Here is a 19,283-nt window from a genome sequence, read left to right as displayed (position 1 = left end):
ACGATGATCCGACGGATGAAACGCCTGTGCGGTTTCTTTTTGACACTTGCGCTCAGCTGTTCCCTGACAGCTTTTCCCGTGTTCGCAAAACCGGACTGGCCTGCGGATACCGGTGTCCAGTCCGAGGCTGGGATTGTGATGGATATGGATTCAGGAGCAGTGCTGTTTGCCCAGAATATCCATGTCCAGCTTCCGCCAGCCAGTATTACAAAACTGCTCACAGCTCTTGTGGTGGCTGAACATGCTTCCATGGACGAGCAGGTTACGTTTTCTCATGATGCCATTTATAATGTAGAATCGGGAAGCGGAAATAAGCTGGGCCTGGAAGAGGGGGATGTTCTGTCTGTGAAGGACAGTCTGTCTGTTATGCTTTTGCAGTCCTCCAATCAGGCAGCCAACGCCCTGGCAGAACATGTGGCAGGGAGCCGAGAGGCTTTTGCGGACATGATGAATGAAAAGGCAGAGGCATTAGGCTGCCGGGAAAGCAATTTTGAAAACCCGTCCGGCTTAAATGATGAGGCCCAGCTGACCTCTGCCTACGATATGGCCATGATCGGCGCGGCAGCATTTTCAGATCCAGAGATCCTTGAAATCTGTTCGGCAAAAAAAGCCACGCTTCCTCCCACCAAAAACAATCCAGAAGGGCGTACCTATTCCCTTGAGCATAAACTGGTGGTTACAGAGGACGGAACCAGCGAATACTATTATCCGGAAGCAGTGGCAGGAAAGACAGGCTATACCTCTCTTGCAGGACAGACCCTTGTAACTTACGCGGTAAAGGATGACCGGCGCCAGGTAGCGGTGACTTTAAAGAGTACCCAAAAGACCCATTATTCAGATACAAAGACCATTCTGGATTTTGGTTTTAAACGGTTCAAAAATGTAAATGTGGCAGAAAATGAAACCCATTACATCACCGGTGAAGAGCCGGTAGAAATAAACGGTGTATCCTATCTGCCGTCCGAGCTGTATCTGGATGATACAGCGGTGATCACTCTTCCCAATGATGCAGAATTTGGAGACGCAGATCAGTATCTGCAGACTGAGATTCCAGAGAACCATCCAGAGGGGGCTGTCGGCCGGATCATCTATTCCTATAATGACAGACAGATCGGAGTGGCATGGCTGTATACCACAAAGGCTTTAAGCAGTGCGGCAGAGCCTTCACAGGAGGCACCTGAACAGACAGATCCGTCTTCATCCAAAGAGCCGTCTGAAAAGAAAGGGATTTCTTTACCCGACGGGCTCATCGCCGGAGCGGGCGCAGCTGTCCTGCTTCTGATTGCGGTTTGCGGGATTTACGCTGCGGTTCAGCAAAGAAAAGAGAAGGAACGTCTGGCACGGATGAAGGAAAGGCGCAGAAAGCGTCTGGAGGAAATGGGCTGCAGCCAGGATGAGTTTGAACGTCTGTTAAATGAGAGAAAGGCTGCTTTGGGAAAACGGACAGCCAATGATGAACCGGAGGATCTGTTATGAGTTATTTCCCTTTTTTTACAGATATTGAGGGGTGGCTCTGTGTGACAGTCGGAGGGGGGAAGGTCGCATACCGTAAGGTCTGCGGCCTTCTCCCCTTTGGAGTTTTGGTCCATGCGGTGGCAAAGGAGTTTATCCCTGAGTTTGACCGCCTTGAACAGGAGGAAGTGCGTTTCAGGCGGAGCATGCGCCCCTTTTGCCTGGAGGATTTAAAGAAAGCAGATCTGGTCATTGCTGCCACTAATGATATTGAGCTGAACCGGACCATTTCCCGGTGGTGCAAACAAAGGAAAATTCCGGTTAATTCGGTCCAGGGGCCAGAAGACAGCAGCTTTCTTTTCCCGTCGCTGTTTACGGACGGCCCGGTGACAGCTGCCGTATGTACAGGGGGTGAAAGCCCTGTGCTGGCCCATCTTTTAAAGGAGCGCATTTCCCATTCCATACCGGACCATATGGGAGAACGGGCCGGGCTTTTAGGAGCGCTGCGCAGAGAGATGAAGGATCGTTTTCCAGATTCAGGCGGGCTGCGGCGTGAGCTTTCCGTCCGGCTTGCAGAGGCAGTTTTTAATATGGATAAGCTCCCTTCATCAGAGGAAATACAGGCATTGCTGGCTGAATGTTCTCAGACCATGTATATAAAAAAAGAGGAAGAAAACACATGAACCATATACTTCGTATCGGAAGCCGGAAAAGTGTTCTGGCTCTGCGCCAGGCAGAAATGATCGCTGAACAGCTGAAAAATAAGTTTCCGGGTCTTCAGACAGAGATTCTTACAAGGGATACGCTAGGAGACCAGCTCCTTCATTCTCCTCTCCAGGCATTTGGGGGGAAGGGAGCATTTGTTTCCGAATTTGAACAGGCTCTTTTAGAAGGCTCCATTGACCTTGCAGTCCATAGTGCCAAGGATATGCCGGTTTCTCTTCCAGAGGGGCTGGTGATTTCAGCGCTGTCTGAGCGCGAAGATCCGGGGGATGTACTGATACTGCCAAAGACTGCCTTAAAGACAGACAAAAAGGAACTTGTCATCGGAACCTCCAGTCCCAGACGCCAGCTGCAGATCCGGGAGCAGTGGCAGAGTATCTGCGGCAGTACAAAATGGCTGGATAAGGAAAGCCGGCCTGTGTGCAGGACGCTTCGGGGAAATGTCCAGACCCGATTAAAAAAACTGAAAGAAGGCGCCTGTGACGGGATCCTTTTAGCAGCAGCAGGGTTAAAACGTCTGGGAATTGAAGAGGGGGAAGAATGGCGCTTCATCCGCCTGAGCCCGGAACAGTTTCTGCCTGCCGGGGGACAGGGAATCCTTGCAGTGGAGACGAAAGCGGATACAGAGGCTCACAGGCTCTGCAGCCAGATCGACTGCAGATCATCCCGTCTGTGCCTTACAGCAGAAAGGTCAGTGCTTGAAACGCTTCAGGCAGGCTGTCATGCGCCGGTGGCCGTATATGCGAACCTCTTTGAAGAAGATGGAAAAACGAAACTGCGCCTTCGCGGGATCAATGGACCGGAACATGCTTCACAGCTTACGGACGCGGAGCTTAAAAATAAGATACGCCGGGTTGACCTGTGCGGAACACTTTCAGAAATATCAGTGACAACACTAGCAGATCAAGCGGGGAAAGGATTACTTTGGCCATGAAATATACCATTACACCTGTATCAAGGAATGAAAAAAAATGGGGTACCGTGTGTCTGGTAGGAGCCGGACCGGGAGCGGGAGAACTTTTGACCATCCGGGGGATGGAGCGGTTAAAGGCCTGTGATGCCGTGGTCTATGACCATCTGGCTTCCCAGGAGCTTTTAGGGTTTGTCCGAAAGGACTGCAGGATCATTTATGCCGGAAAGGAAGCAGGGAGCCACTCCATGCCTCAGGAGGAGATCAACCATCTTTTGATCGGGCTGGCAAAAGAGGGGTTAAATGTAGTCCGCTTAAAGGGCGGCGATCCTTTTGTGTTCGGCAGGGGATCGGAGGAGATCCTGGCATTAAAAGAGGCCGGGATTTCATGGGAAACCGTTCCTGGGATCACCTCTGCGGTAGCCGTACCGGAGCTTGCGGGGATTCCCGTCACCCATCGGGGCATAAGCCGCAGCTTTCATGTGATTACCGGTCATACCTTGGCGGGCGGCTGTGAGCAGAACGAGCTGAAAGCATATGCTGCAATGGAGGGAACCCTTGTTTTTCTCATGGGCTTTCACAGCCTGTCGTCTATTACAGAGGGCCTGATCCGGGGAGGAAAGTCTCCACAGACACCGGCTGCCCTGATCGAGAACGGTTCTCTTTTAAACCAGAGGGTTTTGCGGGCTGATCTAGAGACGCTTGCCGCAAAAGCGAAGGAGCAGGGCTTTCACACGCCTGCCATTATCGTAGTGGGGGAGGCGGCTGCCTTTAACCTGCAGCCGGAAACGGTAAATCCCAGAGGGCCTCTTGATGGAATGACCGTCGGATTGATCGGAACGGAGCATTTTACAGATCAGATGGAAATCGCACTGCGAAAAGAGGGGGCAAAAACAGAAACGCTCCTTCGGATGGAATGCCTGGAAGAAAAAGGGAAAAATGCCATGGCTTCCGTATATCCCAGACTAGGAACATATACCTGGCTGGTTCTTACCAGTGTAAACGGTGTCCGGCTGTTTTTTAAAGGGCTTTTTGAATCCGGCCTGGATATCCGGGCTTTAGGGCATATGAAGGTGGCTGCGATCGGGGCTGCAACCTGCAGGGCGCTTTTGGAACGGGGGATCCGGCCGGATCTTGTGCCGGAGGAATACTGCTCTGCCAGCCTGGCTCAGGCGCTTTTTAAAGTGCTTCATTCAAAGGACCGCGTTCTTATGGCAAGAGCGGAGGGAGCCTCTGTGAAACTGGCTCAGATGCTTATAAAGGCAGGGATCCCTTTTGATGATATTCCTCTTTATGCGGTAAAGGGCGTTCCCTCGAAACGAATGGAAGAGCAGCTGTCGTTATGCCGTGTGCTGATATTTGCAAGCCCTTCCGGCGTCCGTGCATTTAAACAGGCCGGAGGATTTTGCAGGCCGGAGGATTCAGAAAGACCCTTGTATGCGGCCATCGGCCCGGTTACTGCAGAGGCGATGAAAGAGGAGATCGGAAAAACAGCGGATATCATTGCTGAGTCTTATCATATTCCGGGACTTGTGAAAGCGGTAATTGATGGGACTGCTCCATTGCCATAAGGCGTTTTTCCTGATATAATAGGGGTATCCAAATCAGGAGGAAACCAATGAAACTGATACAGGAGATACCGGACCGGTTCTGGAGCCTTTTCCGCTCGGTGAACCGGTCTGCTTACATTGAAGCGCTGTTAAAAATCAGCGAGGAATACGAATACAGCAATTATTTTTTAAGCAGGGAAATGTGTATTCAGCTTTTAAGTGAATATTTTGCAGAAAAACGCTGTGTGATCTGGCAGGATGAATTAGAGGAAGAAGAGGATCAGTTTGAGCCTCCGGCCACCCGGGTTTTAAACTGGCTTTTAAAGACCGGATGGCTCAGAAAAGTGGATGACTATGCAACCATGACTGTCAATATTATCATCCCGGATTATGCGGCTGTTTTTATAGAAAGCTTTTCCAGGCTTTGTAATGAGCAGGAGGATGAAGCTCAGATCTATATCCAGAATATCTATGCCATCCTTTTTTCATTAAAACATGACCCCAGATCCGGCATCAGCCTTCTGGATACGGCTCTTGTAAATACGAAAAAACTGAATAAGTCCCTTCAGGATATGCTTCACAACATGGATAAGTTTTTCGGAAAGCTTTTGGAGCAGAGGGATTACGGTTCTCTTTTAAAGGATCATCTGGAGGGGTATGTGGAAGAGGTGGTAAATAAAAAATACCACATTTTAAAGACCAGCGATAATTTTTATCTTTATAAAACGGATATTAAAAGCTGGATTGCTTCCATGCGGGAGGATATTCCCTGGCTTACCCGTCTTTCCGGCAGAGAGGGGACGGGTGAGATCCTTGAAAAGCTGGATCAGCTGGAGAAGGGCTTTGACGATATTGAACACAGGATATCCAATATGGACAAAGAACATTCCCGGTATGTTAAGGCGACTGTGACGCGTATGGGCTATCTTTTAAACCAGGAGGATGATATGAAGGGGCTGGTGATCCAGCTGTTAAACCATCTTTCCAAAACAGGAGGAACAGAGGATGAGCTAAAGGCCATTGGGGAACGTATGAACCTGTCCCAGCCCAATGTGGTTTCGGAGGCTTCTCTTTACAGGCGCAGGCATACCAGGGCATCTTTTACGGAGCAGCTAAAGGATGAGGAAGAAATGCCGGAGCTTTCGGCAGAGGAGATCCTTAACATTAACAGGGTAAAGAACCGCTACAGCCACAGAGAGATTGAGGAATTTATCACCAGCCGGATGAAGGACGGCCGGATGGAGGTAACGGAGGATACGGTGGAAAATGACGGGGATTTTGAAAAGCTGATCCTTGCATATGATGAATCCATCCGGAGAAAAAGTACCTATACGGCAGAGACGGAGGATCCGGCGCCTGTAATGAAGGGGCCTTACACCTATCCGGGTTTTGTATTTGTAAGGAGGACCAGAACGTGACGGAAATTATAAAGACAGAAGCAGGGATTCCCTACTATGACGAACAGATGGGCCAGACGAAACAGGAGATCACGGATCTGATCCGCCTTCTGCTTCGCCAGACGTTTCTGCTGGAGCGCAAGTATGATAAGAAAACAGGCCGGTTCCAGTATACAAAGGAGTATCGCAGCTGCAGTCTCCACCTGGAATTTATCCGCCGGTATTTTGCCGTCGCCGGCATTGAGGTTTTGGAAAACAGCCATATGGGGATGATCTATATCCAGGGAGAAGATCTGGTGGGTGAAAAGCTTCCTAGACTGGCAACCCTTTATCTTCTTATTCTCAAACTGATCTATGATGAACAGATGGAAAATGTATCTGCCAGCGTGAACGTATATACTACGCTGGGAGCGGTCCATGAAAAACTGGGGAATTACCGGCTTTTTAAACGCCAGCCTTCTCCCAGCGAGATCCGGCGCACGGTTACGCTGCTGAAAAAATATCAGCTGATCGAGCCTCTGGATCTTTTGGATGAGCTGTCTTATGAAAGCCCGTTTATCATCTATCCCAGCATCAATGTAGTGCTTTTGGGGGATGATGTGAGAGAGCTTTTAGCTGATTTTGAAGAAGGAGAGGAGGAAGGGGAAAGTGACAACGGAATATAAGCCGGCAGTCGGGCCGTTCTGGGCCTTTACGCGGATCTGTCTGAACAACTGGCATTACATTTCCAGAAAGACGCTTACCTTAAATGAGGAGATCAACTTTTTTACCGGTCATTCCGGAAGCGGAAAATCCACGGTAATTGACGCCCTGCAGCTGGTGCTGTATGCCAATACGGACGGCAGAGGCTTTTTTAACAAGGCGGCTGCCGACGATTCGGACCGAAGCCTCATTGAATATTTAAGGGGCATGGTCAATATAGGGGACAATAACGAATTTTCCTATTTGAGAAACCGCAATTTCAGTTCTACTATTGTACTGGAATTAAAACGCACCGATACGGAAGAATACCAGTGTATCGGCATTGTGTTTGATGTAGAAACGGCATCCAATGAGATATCCCGCCGCTTTTTCTGGCATAAAGGCCCTTTGTGGGAAAATGAATACCGCACAGAAACCCGTACCATGTCCATCCGTGAAGTGGAACGCTGGCTGGATACCCATTATGGAAAGGAAGAGCATTTTTCTACCTCCCATAATGAGAGGTTTCGCCGGATCATGTATGAGACGTATCTGGGAGGACTTGACAGTGAGAAGTTTCCTCTGCTTTTTAAACGGGCGATCCCCTTTCGGATGAATATCAAGCTGGAGGACTTCGTTAAGGAATATATCTGTACGGAGCAGGATATCCATATGGAGGATATGCAGGAAAGCGTAATGCAGTACGGACGGATGCGCAGAAAGATTGAAGATACCAGTCAGGAGATCCGCTGCCTTACCGCAATCCGTGAAGCCTTTGATACCTTTACCATGCTGGAGGATAAGCTGGACAAGTATCAGTGGTTTGTAAAAAAACTGGAGCTTTTAGATACCCGTTCCCGGATCCGGAATTTAAATGACCGGACGGCTCTGGGAAAAGAAGAACTGAACCGCCAGACAGAAGCCTTAAAGAGTGCCGAAGGCCGGATCAAGGAGCTTACAGACCAGAGCGATGAGCTGCTGCGCCGGATTGCCTCTACCGGATACGGGGAGTTAAAGGAACAGCTTTCATCCCTGGGAGAGCTTTGCGAACAGTTAAGCCGCAGCGAGGCCCGCTGGCAGAAAACCACCCTTTCCCTGAAAAAATGGGAGGAGGAGGATATCACCTCCAATCAGACACTCTGGGATATTGAGGAGTTTGAACAGCGCACCATTTCAAAGGAAACGATGATCCGCTTAAAGGCATCCCTTGCTTCTATGGAGGCGGATACAGAAAAACTCCGCCAGGAAACGGCTGCCCGGTTCAATGAGCTAAAGCGCAGGGAAAAGCAGTTAAAGGAGGAGCTTGAAAAGCTTCAGGCAGGAAGCAAGGCCTATCCGAAATATCTGGAGGAGGCAAGAGAGTATTTAAAACGGCGCCTGTTTGAGGAAACAGGAAAAAGCGCAGATGTATTCGTGTTGGCTGACCTTCTGGAAGTGAAGCATCCGGAATGGGCCAATGCCATAGAGGGGTATCTGGGAAACAACAAATTAAGCCTGGTGGTTTCCCCCAGGTATGCGAGGGCCGCTTTAAAGATTTACAGTGAGCTGGATCCCAAAAAATATTACAGTGTGGCGGTTCTCGATACAGAGAAAGCTGCTTCTTCTCAGGCTGCGGTATTTAAAAATTCTCTGGCAGAGGAAATCGGGGTTAAAGAAGCGTTTCTTGCTCCATATATGGAGCTTTTGCTTGGAAAAGTGATCAAATGCCGCTCCATTGAGGAGCTTTCAGACTGCAAAATCGGTATTACTCCAGAATGCCTTTTATATCATAATCTCCGTCTTCAGCATATCAATCCGGAGCATTATACCCGTATGGCGTACATTGGAAAGGACAGCCTGCGAAAGAGGATCCGGCTGGTTCAGGAAGAACTGGAGGAGACTAAAAAAGCCGGACTGCCCCTGGAAGCGGTTCTTGCGGACTGCAGGCGGATATCAGGGCTTGAGGCGTTAAAAGGGCCAGCAGAGGAATATATGCAGTGGCTGGAGGAAATTAAGGCCTGGAAGAAAAAGGAATCCGAAAAGAAGCAGTTATCCAGACGGTTAGAGGAGCTGAAAGCCCAAAATATCGGACAGCTGGAAGAGGAACGGTCGGCTGTTCTTGAGCAGTGTGAAGGAGTGAAACGGGAACGGGACCGCCTGAGGGAGCTGATCCTTGGCCGCAAAAATGAATTGGAGCGTTTTTCCCATTCTATTACAGAGCTGGAAGAAACAGCAGCATCCCAGAATGGACAGCTTGAGGAAAATGCGGAGCACGACAGGGAACTTTCGGCTTATCTGGCAGAAAGGGAGGCCATACGCTATGACAGAGAGCGGGAAACCTATGAAAATAAATGCAGGATCCTGACAGAACAGAGTAATAAGGCCAGAGAAACGCTTATGAATCTTCGTACCGAGTATATCCGCAGCTATCCGGGCCGCAATGTGCCGGTAAGTGCCAGAGATAACGAGGCGTATGACAGTCTTCTTGACCGCCTTTCCTGTGATGATCTGGAACGGTTTAAGGAGCAGGCTGCCAGGCAGGCCCGATCGGCAGTGGAGCATTTTAAGGATGATTTTATGTACAAGATCCGCAGCGCTATTAAGGAGGCCATGCTGCGGACTGAAGAACTGAACCGGATCATCAGCCGTCTGGATTTTGGAAAGGATAAATACAGGTTTGTGATTTCGCGGTCTAAGGGAGCAGACGGACGGTATTATGATATGTTTATGGATGAATCTTTAGAGGTAGATCCCTCCCGGCTGGATCACAGCTTTGAAAATCAGCTGAACCTTTTTACCATGGAGCATGAAAATCATTACGGAGACAGGATTAACGAGCTGATCAGCATTTTTATCCCGCCGGAAAACGCTGCGCCGGAGCAGCTTGAGGAGGCCAGACGGAATATGGAAAAATATTCCGATTACCGGACCTATCTTTCTTTTGATATGCAGCAGCTGGTTCAGAACGGAGACGAGGTTATAAAGATCCGTTTAAGCAAAATGCTTCGGAAAAATTCCGGCGGAGAGGGGCAAAATCCCCTGTACGTAGCGCTTCTTGCAAGCTTTGCACAGGCTTACCATATCGGACAGCCTGCAGGACTTCGAAAAAGCCCGTCGATCCGCCTGGTGATCTTAGACGAGGCCTTTTCCAAGATGGATGCGGAAAAGGTGGCAAGCTGCATTGAACTGATCCGGGGACTGGGCTTCCAGGCGATTATCAGCGCTACCAACGATAAGATCCAGAACTATCTGGAAAATGTGGATCGAACCTTTGTATTTGCAAATCCAAACAAAAAAGCGATTTCCATTCAGGAATTTGAACGGGGGCGCTTAAAAGAGTTTACACAGGAAAGGAAGGTTATCTATGAAGATGACAGCAATTCAGCCGGAGAGCTGGAAAGAGGACTACAGACAGTTTGAACAGGCCACGGAGCAGTTTTACAGCGGAGAGATGGATGCCAAAACTTATAAGGGCATTTCGGGCGGTTTCGGAAGCTATGCTCAAAAGGGCGGAAAGGCCAGCATGCTTCGTCTGCGTATGCCGGGCGGTGTGATGACAAAGGAAAAACTGGCCTTTGTGGTACAGAGTATTAAGGAATATGAGGTTAAACGGGTTCATTTAACAACCTGTCAGACACTGCAGCTTCACGATCTGTCAAAGGATCAGGTTTGTGAGCTGGCTGTAAAAGCCCTTTCCTGCGGGATTGTCACAAGAGGCGGTGGTGGAGATTTTCCGAGAAATGTAATGGTTTCTCCTCTGGCCGGTGTGGAGGAGGGAGAATATTTTGACGTTCTTCCTTATGCTTTAAAAGCGGCTGATTATCTTATGAGCTTTATCAAGGGGAAAAAACTGCCCCGAAAGCTGAAGGTGGGATTTTCTAATACGCCAAAGAATGTCACGCATGCGACGTACAGGGATCTTGGCTTTGCGGCCAGAGAGGATGGCACCTTTGACGTATACAGCGCAGGTGGTCTGGGAAATAAGCCTGCTTTTGGCGTAAGGGTGGCAGAGGGAGTGGCTCCGGATCAGATCCTTTACTATATCCGAGCCATGCATGAGCTGTTCTGTGCGTATGGCAATTATGAAAACAGGGCCAAAGCCAGAAGCCGTTTTATGCAGGAAGCTCTGGGAGGTGCTGAGGCGTATAAGGAAGCATTTTTAAAGAAGCTGGACGAGGTTTATGCGGAGGAAGGAGATCTTACTCTGGAAATGGGAGAGACTTCCTTATCCGAAGAGACGGTACAGGATCAGAGTACAGCTTTTGCTACTTCCAGGGAGATTTTATTTGCCTCTATTTCAGATCCTTATATGAGAAAGCGGGTGATCCCTCAGAAACAGAACGGGCTTTACAGCGTAGCCTGCCATCCGCTTGGAGGAAGCCCGGAGCCTTCTCTTTTTGCAGATCTTTATGAGGTGATAGAGTCTATTCCTGGTGCGGAACTTCGTTTGTCTCCGGAAGAAATGTTTTATGTGATCAACTGCCGGGCAGAGGATGTAAAAAAGGTGTTAGAGGTTACCTCTTCTGAAAAGGCGGTCTGCTCCTGCAGCCGTTTTGAGGAATCGGTAGCATGTATCGGCGCATCAATCTGCCAGCAGGGTGTAAGAGATTCCCAGGCTCTGCTTCACCGTCTGATCGAAATGGAGCGTGAAGAGGGCTTTGAAGACGGTATCCTGCCTCAGATCCATATTTCTGGCTGTCCATCTTCCTGCGGCACTCACCAGACAGGAGTAATCGGCTTCAGAGGTGGTGTAAAATCAGTAAATAAAGAAGTCAAACCTGCTTTTAATCTTTTCGTAAAGGGATGCTGCTTCCAGGGAAAAGAACGGATGGGAGAAGAGCTGGGAGCGATACTGGAAGAGAACATTCCGGCATTTTTAAAGGCCTTAGGCCATGCGGTACAGGAAAGCGGCCTCGATTTTGAAGGCTGGTATGCAAAGGATGCGGAAGGAATCCGCAAGATTGCAGAGAACTTCCTGGCATAAAAGGGCACTTTTTAAAAGGTCTTTCCTTTTAAGCGGGAGTGTTGTATAATCTCTACCAGACATACCGGAATGATGGATATTCCGGAACAACCAGGAGGAAACAATGGGATTATTTTCATTTGGAAGAAAAAAACTTGAAGACGGATTTGAATTTGTCATTGACGGCATTTACGCTCTGAAGGGAAACAGCGCCGTGGCTGCGGGAAAGCTTACAAGGGGGCGTCTGATCCCAGGGACAGAAGCTATCTGCTTAAATGAATTGGGTGAGCCGGTGTTTAAGTGCCGGATTTCCGGTATTGAGCAGGGAACCAAGATTTTGCGGGCTGCGTCTTATGATATGAAGGGAACCTATGGGGCTCATTACGGCTTTAAACTGGATGGTGTGACAAAGGAGCAGATCCCGGCAGAGGGAGCTGTGCTGGTATCTGTAACAGAGGAGCTGGAGGAGGCATTAAAGGATGCAGCACCTGTTTCTTCTGTTAAGGCCAAAGCTTCTGTGGAAAATACGGTAGTAGTTCGGGATGCACAGGCTCAGAATGCACTTCTTATGGCAGCCAGAGCACAGGAAAAAGCCGGCCGGCCGGCCGGTCCCCTGGGAGCAGAGCGGGAGGAGCAGTTAAGCGCTGTTTTGGAAGAAACACTTTCAGAAGCAGTTCTGGTTCCGCTTTCTATTCAGGAATCCATTTTCCTGCTTTGCCGTCTGCAGCAGATGAATCATCAGGAGCCTGTAAGCGGATATGAAGATAAGATCCAGATGCTTTATGATACGGTTCTTGAAAAGCTGAAAGCAGCGCCTTCTCTGTTTATTCTTTTGGATGAAGGCTCCAGTCTGCCTTTTATGATCGGAGATACGGTTGATGTATATTCTGCAAAGGAGCTGGCTCTTAAAGCCCTTCATTTTTATGCAGAGCAGTATCACCGTCATCTGGTGCTTCGGGAGATTCCAAGGGAGCATACCGGCCTTCCGGGCCGATTAAGCCTTTTTGCATGGCTGTACTATCTTGGCATGGAGAAACTTCTTATTGACAATGGCTCCTATCAGCTTTTTGTAAATCGGTCAGATCTCCTTGAACATCCGGAAGAAGAAGCAGGACAGTCATTGGAAGTGCCTGTGGTTAATCCTTCTTTGCGCTGTGCCATGGCAGAGTATCTGCAGGAAATCCGCTGGAATGTGTCTTACTCAGAGCGCGAGGCCAATGTGGAAGCGAAAAAGGAACACTTAAAGAAAGAACTTTTGCAGGCAAAGCTTCTGGTGCCGGTAAAATTTGAGAAAACAGAGGGGTTAAATAAGGGACAGAATACCATTGATGCAGAGAAACAGGACAACCTCTTCTTCCCGCGGATTGAAAACAATGAGCATAAGCAGTTCCTGCCTATGTTTACAGACTGGCTGGAATTTCAAAAGGCATATAAGAGGGAAGAGTGGGGCTGCATGGTGTTCAGCCTGGCAGACGGACTTCGGGCAGCAGCGGGAGATCCTGCTGTTATCAATCCTTTGACGGAAAATCTGATCCTGGACAGAGCTCTTGTAAAAGAAATTGCAGAAATGTACCGTTCGTCAAGTAAAAATGCTTGACAAGATTGCAGCTATCGTGTATGATAACACAGGTGGTTGAAATGGAAAAGATCGTTGAACAGGGTCTGCTGTACGATTTTTATGGAGAACTGCTGACGGAGCACCAGCGCCGCATCTATGAGGACATGGTGTTTAATGACCTTTCTCCCAGCGAGATTGCAAAGGAGCAGGGAATCAGCCGTCAAAGCGTCCATGATCTGAAAAAGCGCTGTGACCGTATACTGGAGGAATATGAAGAAAAGCTGCATCTTGTGGCAAAATTCATGAAAATCCGTGATATGGTCAGGGAGCTGGACGGTCTGGCAGAGACCTGTACCAAAACCCGGGATATACAGCTGATGGATGAGATCCGAAGCCTGTCCGGAAAGATCATGGCAGCGCTGTGATCCCTACAGCAAAAGACCTTCAGGAGGTTATCAATGGCTTTTGAAAGCTTATCCGATAAATTGCAGAATATTTTCAAAAACCTGCGCGGCAAAGGCCGCCTGTCTGAGGCCGATGTAAAAGCTGCCTTAAAGGAAGTAAAGATGGCTCTTTTGGAAGCCGACGTAAGCTTCAAGGTAGTAAAGCAGTTTATAAGTTCCATTCAGGAACGGGCGGTCGGCGAAGAGGTATTTGGAAGCCTGACACCGGGACAGACGGTAATCAAGATTGTAACCGAAGAGCTGATAAAGCTTATGGGTTCTGAGACAACAGAGATTGCCTTAAAACCCGCAAGTGAGATTACGGTCATTATGATGGCAGGTCTCCAGGGTGCAGGTAAGACGACCACGACGGCAAAGATTGCAGCCAAGCTAAAGGCAAAGGGCAGAAAGCCCCTTCTTGCGGCCTGCGATGTATACCGTCCCGCAGCCATCAAGCAGCTGCAGGTCAATGGCGAAAAGGTGGGAATCCCAGTATTTACCATGGGCGATAAGATCAGTCCTGTGGATATTGCAAAGGGCGCCATCGAACACGCCTCAAAAAATGGCTTTAACGTAGTGATTCTGGATACTGCAGGCCGTCTTCATATTGATGAAAGTATGATGGACGAGCTGGTAGGCATCCGGGAAGCAGTAGAAGTATATCAGACCATTCTGGTAGTAGACGCCATGACCGGTCAGGATGCGGTAAATGTAGCTGGTACCTTTAATGACAAGGTCGGCATTGACGGCGTAATCCTTACCAAGTTGGACGGCGATACCAGAGGCGGCGCGGCTCTTTCCATCCGTTCCGTGACAGGAAAGCCGATCCTCTACATTGGTATGGGAGAAAAGCTTTCTGATCTGGAACAGTTTTATCCGGATCGTATGGCTTCAAGAATCTTGGGAATGGGAGATATCCAGTCCTTGATCGAGAAGGCGGCGGCTGAGGTAGACGAGGAGCAGGCAAAGGAGCTTTCACAGAAGCTGCGCAAGGCAGAGTTTGACTACAATGACTTCTTAACCCAGATGCAGCAGATTAAAAAGATGGGCGGTATGGGAAGTATTCTTTCCATGATGCCCGGTGTTGGAAGCCAGCTTTCCGGCATTGATATGGATGAAGGCGAGCGCTCCCTGCGCCGTGTGGAATCCATTATCCTCTCCATGACAAAGGAGGAGCGGGCCAATCCGGGCCTTATAAATCCTTCCAGGAAACAGCGCATCGCAAAGGGTGCCGGAGTAGATGTCAGCGAAGTGAACCGTCTGGTAAAGCAGTTTGACCAGATGAAGAAGATGATGAAGCAGATGCCGGGCCTTATGGGCGGCGGAAAGCGAAAGGGCTTAGGAGGTCTTGGTGGCCTTATGGGCGGGAAGCTTAAGCTTCCGTTTTAAATAAGCTAGTCACACAGGAAGGCTCCTGTATGTCTAATATAGAAAAATAAAACAATCAATAGAAAATGATTTTACGGAGGTAAGAAAAATGGCAGTAAAGATGAGATTAAGAAGAATGGGACAGAAGAAGGCTCCTTTTTATAGAATCGTAGTAGCAGATTCCAGATCCCCAAGAGACGGAAGATTTATCGAGGAAGTTGGATACTATGATTCTACCAAAGATCCAAGCGTGATCAAGTTTAATGAGGAAGCTGCTAAGAAGTGGCTGGCAAACGGCGCTCAGCCAACTGAGACAGTTGCAAAGCTGTTAAAGATCGCTGGTATTCAGTAATATTATTCTTTGCAGACGAGGTGGAGAGATGAAGGAATTAGTCGAAGTGATCGCAAAGGCATTGGTCGATAATCCGGACGAAGTAGTCGTTACCGAGTCAATGAAAGGCGAAGATACATTGATCGAACTCAAGGTAGCTCCTGCCGATATGGGCAAGGTCATTGGCAAGCAAGGCAGGATCGCTAAGGCAATCCGTTCCGTAGTCAAGGCCGCTGCCTCTAAGGAAGACAGGAAAGTAATTGTTGAGATCCAGTAAAGAGGACGGACCGTCGGCTGTTTGGCCGGCGGTCTGTTTCGTTAAAGATAAAGAGAAAGTGAGTGTTCAGACATGGAACAGATGCTGCGAGTAGGCGTAATTACTTCCACCCACGGCGTACGGGGGGAAGTAAAGGTATTCCCTACAACGGATGATGCCAAGCGCTTTAAAACATTAAAAAAGGTAATTCTGGATGGAAGAGAGCCTTTGGAGCTTTCCATCGAACAGGTAAAATTCTTTAAAAATATGGTAATCTTAAAATTTAAGGGATATGACAATATCAATGATGTGGAAACATGGAGACAGAGAGACCTTTTGATCACCAGAGATCAGGCGGTTGAATTAAAAGAGGATGAATACTTTATCACAGATCTGATCGGCCTTACGGTTGTAAATGAAGAAGAAGCGGTTCTTGGCAGAGTGAAGGATGTACTGGAAACAGGGGCAAATGACGTATATGTAGTTGAACTTACCGGCGGAAAGGAACTTCTTCTTCCTGCAATCAAGGACTGCATCCTGAATGTGGATCTGGAAGGCGGACGCATGAAGGTTCATGTGCTGGACGGCCTGATGGATCTGTAAAGGAGGTTTGCTATATGGCTGTGATTTCAGTTCTGGATCAGACAACTATCAATCAGATCGCCGCAGGCGAGGTGATCGAGAGACCGGCTTCTGTGGTAAAAGAGCTTTTGGAAAATGCCATTGATGCTCAGGCTACGGCAGTGACCGTAGAGATCCGGGAGGGCGGCTGCAGCCTGATCCGCATTACGGACAATGGCTGCGGTATCCCAAAGGAGGAGATTCCCACCGCCTTTCTGCGCCACGCAACCAGCAAGATACGTTCGGCCGAGGATCTTACCACCGTTGCGTCCCTTGGCTTTCGTGGAGAGGCGCTGGCCAGTATTGCTGCCGTATCCCAGGTAGAGATGATCTCCAAAACAGCAGACAGACTTACCGGAACCCGATATCAGATCGAAGGCGGGACGGAGCGCGGGATAGAAGAAGTGGGGGCCCCGGAGGGAACTACGATCATTGCCAGAAATCTCTTTTTTAATACGCCTGTACGGAAAAAATTCTTAAAAACCCCAATGACAGAGGGGACACACGTGGCAGCGGTGGTAGAAAAGATTGCTCTTTCCCATCCGGATATATCCATCCGTCTGATCCAAAATAACCAGAATAAGCTGTATACCTCCGGAAATAACAATCTGAAAGATCTGATCTATACCGTGTTTGGCCGTGAGATCACTTCCAACCTGCTTTCTGTCGATGCGGTTTATGAGGGAATCCATATTACAGGCTTTATCGGAAAGCCGGTGATCGCAAGATCCAACCGGAATTATGAAAATTACTTTGTCAACGGCAGGTATGTGCGCAGCAATATTATTTCAAAAGCCATTGAAGAGGCCTATAAGCCCTATATGATGCAGCACAAATATCCTTTTACCATGCTGCACCTTTCCATCGATCCTGAGACACTGGATATAAATGTACACCCCACCAAGATGGAGCTGCGCTTCAGCGATGGGGAATATGTGTTTAACCGGACGTTAGAAGCAGTGGGAGAAGCGCTGGCACATAAGGAACTGATCCCTCAGGTGACGCTGGATGAAGCAGCCAAAAAGCGGCAGGAGGATGCCCAAAAGAGGAGAGAGGAGCGCCAGCCAAGACAGCCGGAGCCCTTTGAGATCCGCCGGCAGAGCAGTCTGGACGCGGGAAATTTGTCTTCCGGAAACAGGTCGTCATCTTCCGGTTCTAATCCTGTGTTCCAAGAGACAGCGTTTGCACAGAGATCCGGTGTCTCCCGGCCATCTCTTCTCTGCGAGGAAGCTCCCGGCTGGAAGCATGTTGATAAAAAGGATCTGCCTGCAAATGAATCAGCTGAAGGTGAGAAAAAAACTCAGACAGTGTTTCAAACGAAACAGACAGAAGATGCTGGGCGGGCTTTGAATCCCCCTGCCGCAGCTGCTCCGATCTCCCGATCTTCTGTACCGGCTTCTCAGGCTGCAGAACCGATGCAGCAGCTGGAACTGTTTGACGGAAAGCTCCTGGATCCAAAATCCCGTTTAAAGCACCGGCTCATCGGCCAGTTGTTTGATACCTACTGGATGGTGGAGTACAATGACCAGCTCTATATTATCGATCAGCATGCAGCCCATGAAAAGGTGCTGTATGAAAAAACAGTCCGTTCCTTAAAGGACAGGCAGTATGATTCCCAGCTGGTAAATCCCCCTGTTATCCTCACCTTAAATCAGGGAGAAGCCCTGCTATTAGAGCAGTATCTGGAATATTTTAAGGGGATCGGTTTTGAAATTGAGCCCTTCGGCGGCCGGGAATACGCAGTGCGGGCAGTGCCGGCCAATCTTTTTTCCATTGCGAAAAAGGAACTTCTTCTTGAAATGATCGATGGTCTTTCTGAGGATATGAGCGTACATAACCCGGATATAATTTATGAAAAGATTGCTTCCATGTCCTGCAAGGCAGCTGTAAAGGGACGCCATGCTATGTCTGCTGCAGAAGCGGACCGGCTCATTGACCAGCTTTTGGAGCTGGAAAACCCTTACGCCTGCCCTCATGGCCGTCCGACCATCATTTCCATGAGCCGGTATGAGCTGGAAAAGAAGTTTAAACGTATTGTATAACAGCAAAGGAGAGAGTGTATGTTTTCTGAGAAAAAACCTCTGATCATTCTTACCGGCCCTACGGCTGTGGGAAAAACCTCCCTATCCATTGAACTGGCAAAGGCTGTAAACGGTGAGATCATCAGTGCGGATTCCATGCAGGTATACCGCCATATGGATATTGGCTCTGCCAAAATCACACCGGAAGAGATGGAGAATATTCCTCATCATCTGATAGACGTTCTGGATCCGGATGAGGATTTTAATGTGGTGACGTTTCAAAAACTGGCAAAAAAGGCGGCTGGTGATATCTGGATGCGGGAAAAAATTCCCATTATAGCCGGAGGAACGGGATTTTACATACAGGCTCTCCTTTATGATATTGATTTTACAGAGAATGAAGATGATGGTGAGAAAAATCCGTTCCGACAGGAGCTGGAGGAGCTGGCTGCCCGTTCCGGTTCCCAGGCCCCGGAAGTGCTTCACAATATTCTTAAGGAATCAGATCCTGAGGCAGCCGCCCAGATCCATCCAAACAATATAAAGCGGGTAATCCGGGCCATCGAATATTTCAGACAAACAGGAGAAAAAATCTCACATCATAACGAAGCCATGCACCAGAAGGAATCCCCTTATCATTTCCTCTATTATGTGCTGAATACAGACAGGACCAGACTGTATGACAGGATTGACCGCAGGGTGGATCTGATGCTTGAGCAGGGGCTGATCGATGAGGTACAGCGCTTAAAAGAAATGGGCTGCCATCGGGGGCAGACCTCCATGCAGGGATTAGGCTATAAGGAAATCCTGGACTACCTGGAAGGGCGCTGCAGCCTGGAGGAAGCAGTCTATATACTGAAACGTGATACAAGGCATTTTGCCAAGCGCCAGCTGACCTGGTTTCGCAGAGAGCGCCAGGTGCGCTGGATTGAACTTTCAGGCGCGCCAGACGATACGTCAAACGCGTTAAAACAGATTCTGAAGGATTGCATGGACGAGGGAATCGTGCTACAATGACAGACCGAACCTT

At 48.8% G+C, this 19,283-nt stretch carries 16 protein-coding genes; all 16 read left to right on the top strand.

Annotation, left to right across the window (positions count from 1 at the left end):
• Nucleotides 1–3: 3 nt before the first annotated feature.
• The 16 genes from BN3656_RS12195 (at nucleotide 4) to miaA (ending at nucleotide 19,270) form a co-directional block, all read left to right on the top strand.
• Complete coding sequence (locus tag BN3656_RS12195) at nucleotides 4–1,476, top strand: D-alanyl-D-alanine carboxypeptidase family protein (protein ID WP_242963001.1); 1,473 nt, start codon at nucleotides 4–6, stop codon at nucleotides 1,474–1,476.
• Nucleotides 1,473–2,135: a bifunctional precorrin-2 dehydrogenase/sirohydrochlorin ferrochelatase gene (locus tag BN3656_RS12190; protein ID WP_066548556.1), complete on the top strand. Its 663-nt coding sequence runs from the start codon at nucleotides 1,473–1,475 to the stop codon at nucleotides 2,133–2,135. The genes BN3656_RS12195 and BN3656_RS12190 overlap by 4 nt, the downstream gene beginning before the upstream one ends.
• Nucleotides 2,132–3,109 carry a hydroxymethylbilane synthase gene (hemC, locus tag BN3656_RS12185; RefSeq protein WP_066548553.1) on the top strand — a complete coding sequence of 326 codons (978 nt, stop codon included), beginning with the start codon at nucleotides 2,132–2,134 and terminating at the stop codon, nucleotides 3,107–3,109. Before BN3656_RS12190 ends, hemC begins: the two co-directional genes overlap by 4 nt.
• Complete coding sequence (cobA, locus tag BN3656_RS12180) at nucleotides 3,106–4,656, top strand: uroporphyrinogen-III C-methyltransferase (protein ID WP_066548550.1); 1,551 nt, start codon at nucleotides 3,106–3,108, stop codon at nucleotides 4,654–4,656. Before hemC ends, cobA begins: the two co-directional genes overlap by 4 nt.
• A gap of 47 nt (nucleotides 4,657–4,703) precedes the next feature.
• The gene (locus tag BN3656_RS12175; protein WP_066548548.1) at nucleotides 4,704–6,053 is read left to right on the top strand and encodes a Wadjet anti-phage system protein JetA family protein; all 1,350 of its coding nucleotides are present in this window, start codon (nucleotides 4,704–4,706) and stop codon (nucleotides 6,051–6,053) included.
• Entirely contained in the window at nucleotides 6,050–6,697 is a 648-nt protein-coding gene (locus tag BN3656_RS12170) for a DUF4194 domain-containing protein (protein WP_242963000.1), read from the top strand. The genes BN3656_RS12175 and BN3656_RS12170 overlap by 4 nt, the downstream gene beginning before the upstream one ends.
• Nucleotides 6,681–10,112, top strand: coding sequence for an SbcC/MukB-like Walker B domain-containing protein (locus BN3656_RS12165; RefSeq protein ID WP_066548546.1), 3,432 nt, complete (start codon nucleotides 6,681–6,683; stop codon nucleotides 10,110–10,112). The genes BN3656_RS12170 and BN3656_RS12165 overlap by 17 nt, the downstream gene beginning before the upstream one ends.
• The gene (locus tag BN3656_RS12160) at nucleotides 10,057–11,676 is read left to right on the top strand and encodes a nitrite/sulfite reductase (protein ID WP_066548543.1); all 1,620 of its coding nucleotides are present in this window, start codon (nucleotides 10,057–10,059) and stop codon (nucleotides 11,674–11,676) included. The genes BN3656_RS12165 and BN3656_RS12160 overlap by 56 nt, the downstream gene beginning before the upstream one ends.
• A gap of 103 nt (nucleotides 11,677–11,779) precedes the next feature.
• Nucleotides 11,780–13,252 carry an SseB family protein gene (locus BN3656_RS12155; RefSeq protein WP_066548541.1) on the top strand — a complete coding sequence of 491 codons (1,473 nt, stop codon included), beginning with the start codon at nucleotides 11,780–11,782 and terminating at the stop codon, nucleotides 13,250–13,252.
• 41 nt (nucleotides 13,253–13,293) lie between these two features.
• Nucleotides 13,294–13,638: a YlxM family DNA-binding protein gene (gene ylxM / locus BN3656_RS12150; protein ID WP_066548539.1), complete on the top strand. Its 345-nt coding sequence runs from the start codon at nucleotides 13,294–13,296 to the stop codon at nucleotides 13,636–13,638.
• A 33-nt stretch (nucleotides 13,639–13,671) separates the two neighbouring features.
• On the top strand, nucleotides 13,672–15,045 hold the full coding sequence (ffh, locus tag BN3656_RS12145; RefSeq protein WP_066548532.1) for a signal recognition particle protein: 1,374 nt from the start codon (nucleotides 13,672–13,674) through the stop codon (nucleotides 15,043–15,045).
• Between the two features lie 88 nt (nucleotides 15,046–15,133).
• Nucleotides 15,134–15,376, top strand: a complete 243-nt coding sequence (gene rpsP, locus BN3656_RS12140; protein ID WP_066548529.1) for a 30S ribosomal protein S16 — start codon at nucleotides 15,134–15,136, stop codon at nucleotides 15,374–15,376.
• Nucleotides 15,377–15,404: 28 nt separating this feature from the next.
• Nucleotides 15,405–15,632: a KH domain-containing protein gene (locus BN3656_RS12135; RefSeq protein WP_066548526.1), complete on the top strand. Its 228-nt coding sequence runs from the start codon at nucleotides 15,405–15,407 to the stop codon at nucleotides 15,630–15,632.
• 72 nt (nucleotides 15,633–15,704) lie between these two features.
• Complete coding sequence (rimM, locus tag BN3656_RS12130; RefSeq protein ID WP_066548524.1) at nucleotides 15,705–16,214, top strand: ribosome maturation factor RimM; 510 nt, start codon at nucleotides 15,705–15,707, stop codon at nucleotides 16,212–16,214.
• Nucleotides 16,215–16,228: 14 nt separating this feature from the next.
• A complete protein-coding gene (mutL, locus tag BN3656_RS12125; RefSeq protein WP_066548522.1) occupies nucleotides 16,229–18,274 on the top strand; it encodes a DNA mismatch repair endonuclease MutL in 2,046 nt (681 codons plus the stop codon).
• A gap of 18 nt (nucleotides 18,275–18,292) precedes the next feature.
• The gene (gene miaA, locus BN3656_RS12120; RefSeq protein ID WP_066548520.1) at nucleotides 18,293–19,270 is read left to right on the top strand and encodes a tRNA (adenosine(37)-N6)-dimethylallyltransferase MiaA; all 978 of its coding nucleotides are present in this window, start codon (nucleotides 18,293–18,295) and stop codon (nucleotides 19,268–19,270) included.
• Nucleotides 19,271–19,283: the final 13 nt, after the last annotated feature.

It is taken from the genome of Clostridium sp. AT4 (genome assembly GCF_001517625.2).
In the GTDB taxonomy this organism is placed as follows: Bacteria; Bacillota; Clostridia; order Lachnospirales; family Lachnospiraceae; genus Enterocloster.
The sequence above is the reverse complement of the archived record's forward strand: the minus strand, read 5'-3'. Positions and strand labels throughout refer to the sequence as shown.

Excerpts from the sequence above, each read along its gene's own strand:
- BN3656_RS12195 (WP_242963001.1), top strand. The coding sequence starts at position 4 with ATGATCCGACGGATGAAACGCCTGTGCGGTTTCTTTTTGACACTTGCG.
- BN3656_RS12175 (WP_066548548.1), top strand. The coding sequence starts at position 4,704 with ATGAAACTGATACAGGAGATACCGGACCGGTTCTGGAGCCTTTTCCGC.
- rpsP (WP_066548529.1), top strand. The coding sequence starts at position 15,134 with ATGGCAGTAAAGATGAGATTAAGAAGAATGGGACAGAAGAAGGCTCCT.
- BN3656_RS12155 (WP_066548541.1), top strand. The coding sequence starts at position 11,780 with ATGGGATTATTTTCATTTGGAAGAAAAAAACTTGAAGACGGATTTGAA.
- miaA (WP_066548520.1), top strand. The coding sequence starts at position 18,293 with ATGTTTTCTGAGAAAAAACCTCTGATCATTCTTACCGGCCCTACGGCT.
- rimM (WP_066548524.1), top strand. The coding sequence starts at position 15,705 with ATGGAACAGATGCTGCGAGTAGGCGTAATTACTTCCACCCACGGCGTA.
- BN3656_RS12160 (WP_066548543.1), top strand. The coding sequence starts at position 10,057 with ATGAAGATGACAGCAATTCAGCCGGAGAGCTGGAAAGAGGACTACAGA.
- BN3656_RS12135 (WP_066548526.1), top strand. The coding sequence starts at position 15,405 with ATGAAGGAATTAGTCGAAGTGATCGCAAAGGCATTGGTCGATAATCCG.
- hemC (WP_066548553.1), top strand. The coding sequence starts at position 2,132 with ATGAACCATATACTTCGTATCGGAAGCCGGAAAAGTGTTCTGGCTCTG.
- ffh (WP_066548532.1), top strand. The coding sequence starts at position 13,672 with ATGGCTTTTGAAAGCTTATCCGATAAATTGCAGAATATTTTCAAAAAC.
- ylxM (WP_066548539.1), top strand. The coding sequence starts at position 13,294 with ATGGAAAAGATCGTTGAACAGGGTCTGCTGTACGATTTTTATGGAGAA.
- mutL (WP_066548522.1), top strand. The coding sequence starts at position 16,229 with ATGGCTGTGATTTCAGTTCTGGATCAGACAACTATCAATCAGATCGCC.
- cobA (WP_066548550.1), top strand. The coding sequence starts at position 3,106 with ATGAAATATACCATTACACCTGTATCAAGGAATGAAAAAAAATGGGGT.
- BN3656_RS12190 (WP_066548556.1), top strand. The coding sequence starts at position 1,473 with ATGAGTTATTTCCCTTTTTTTACAGATATTGAGGGGTGGCTCTGTGTG.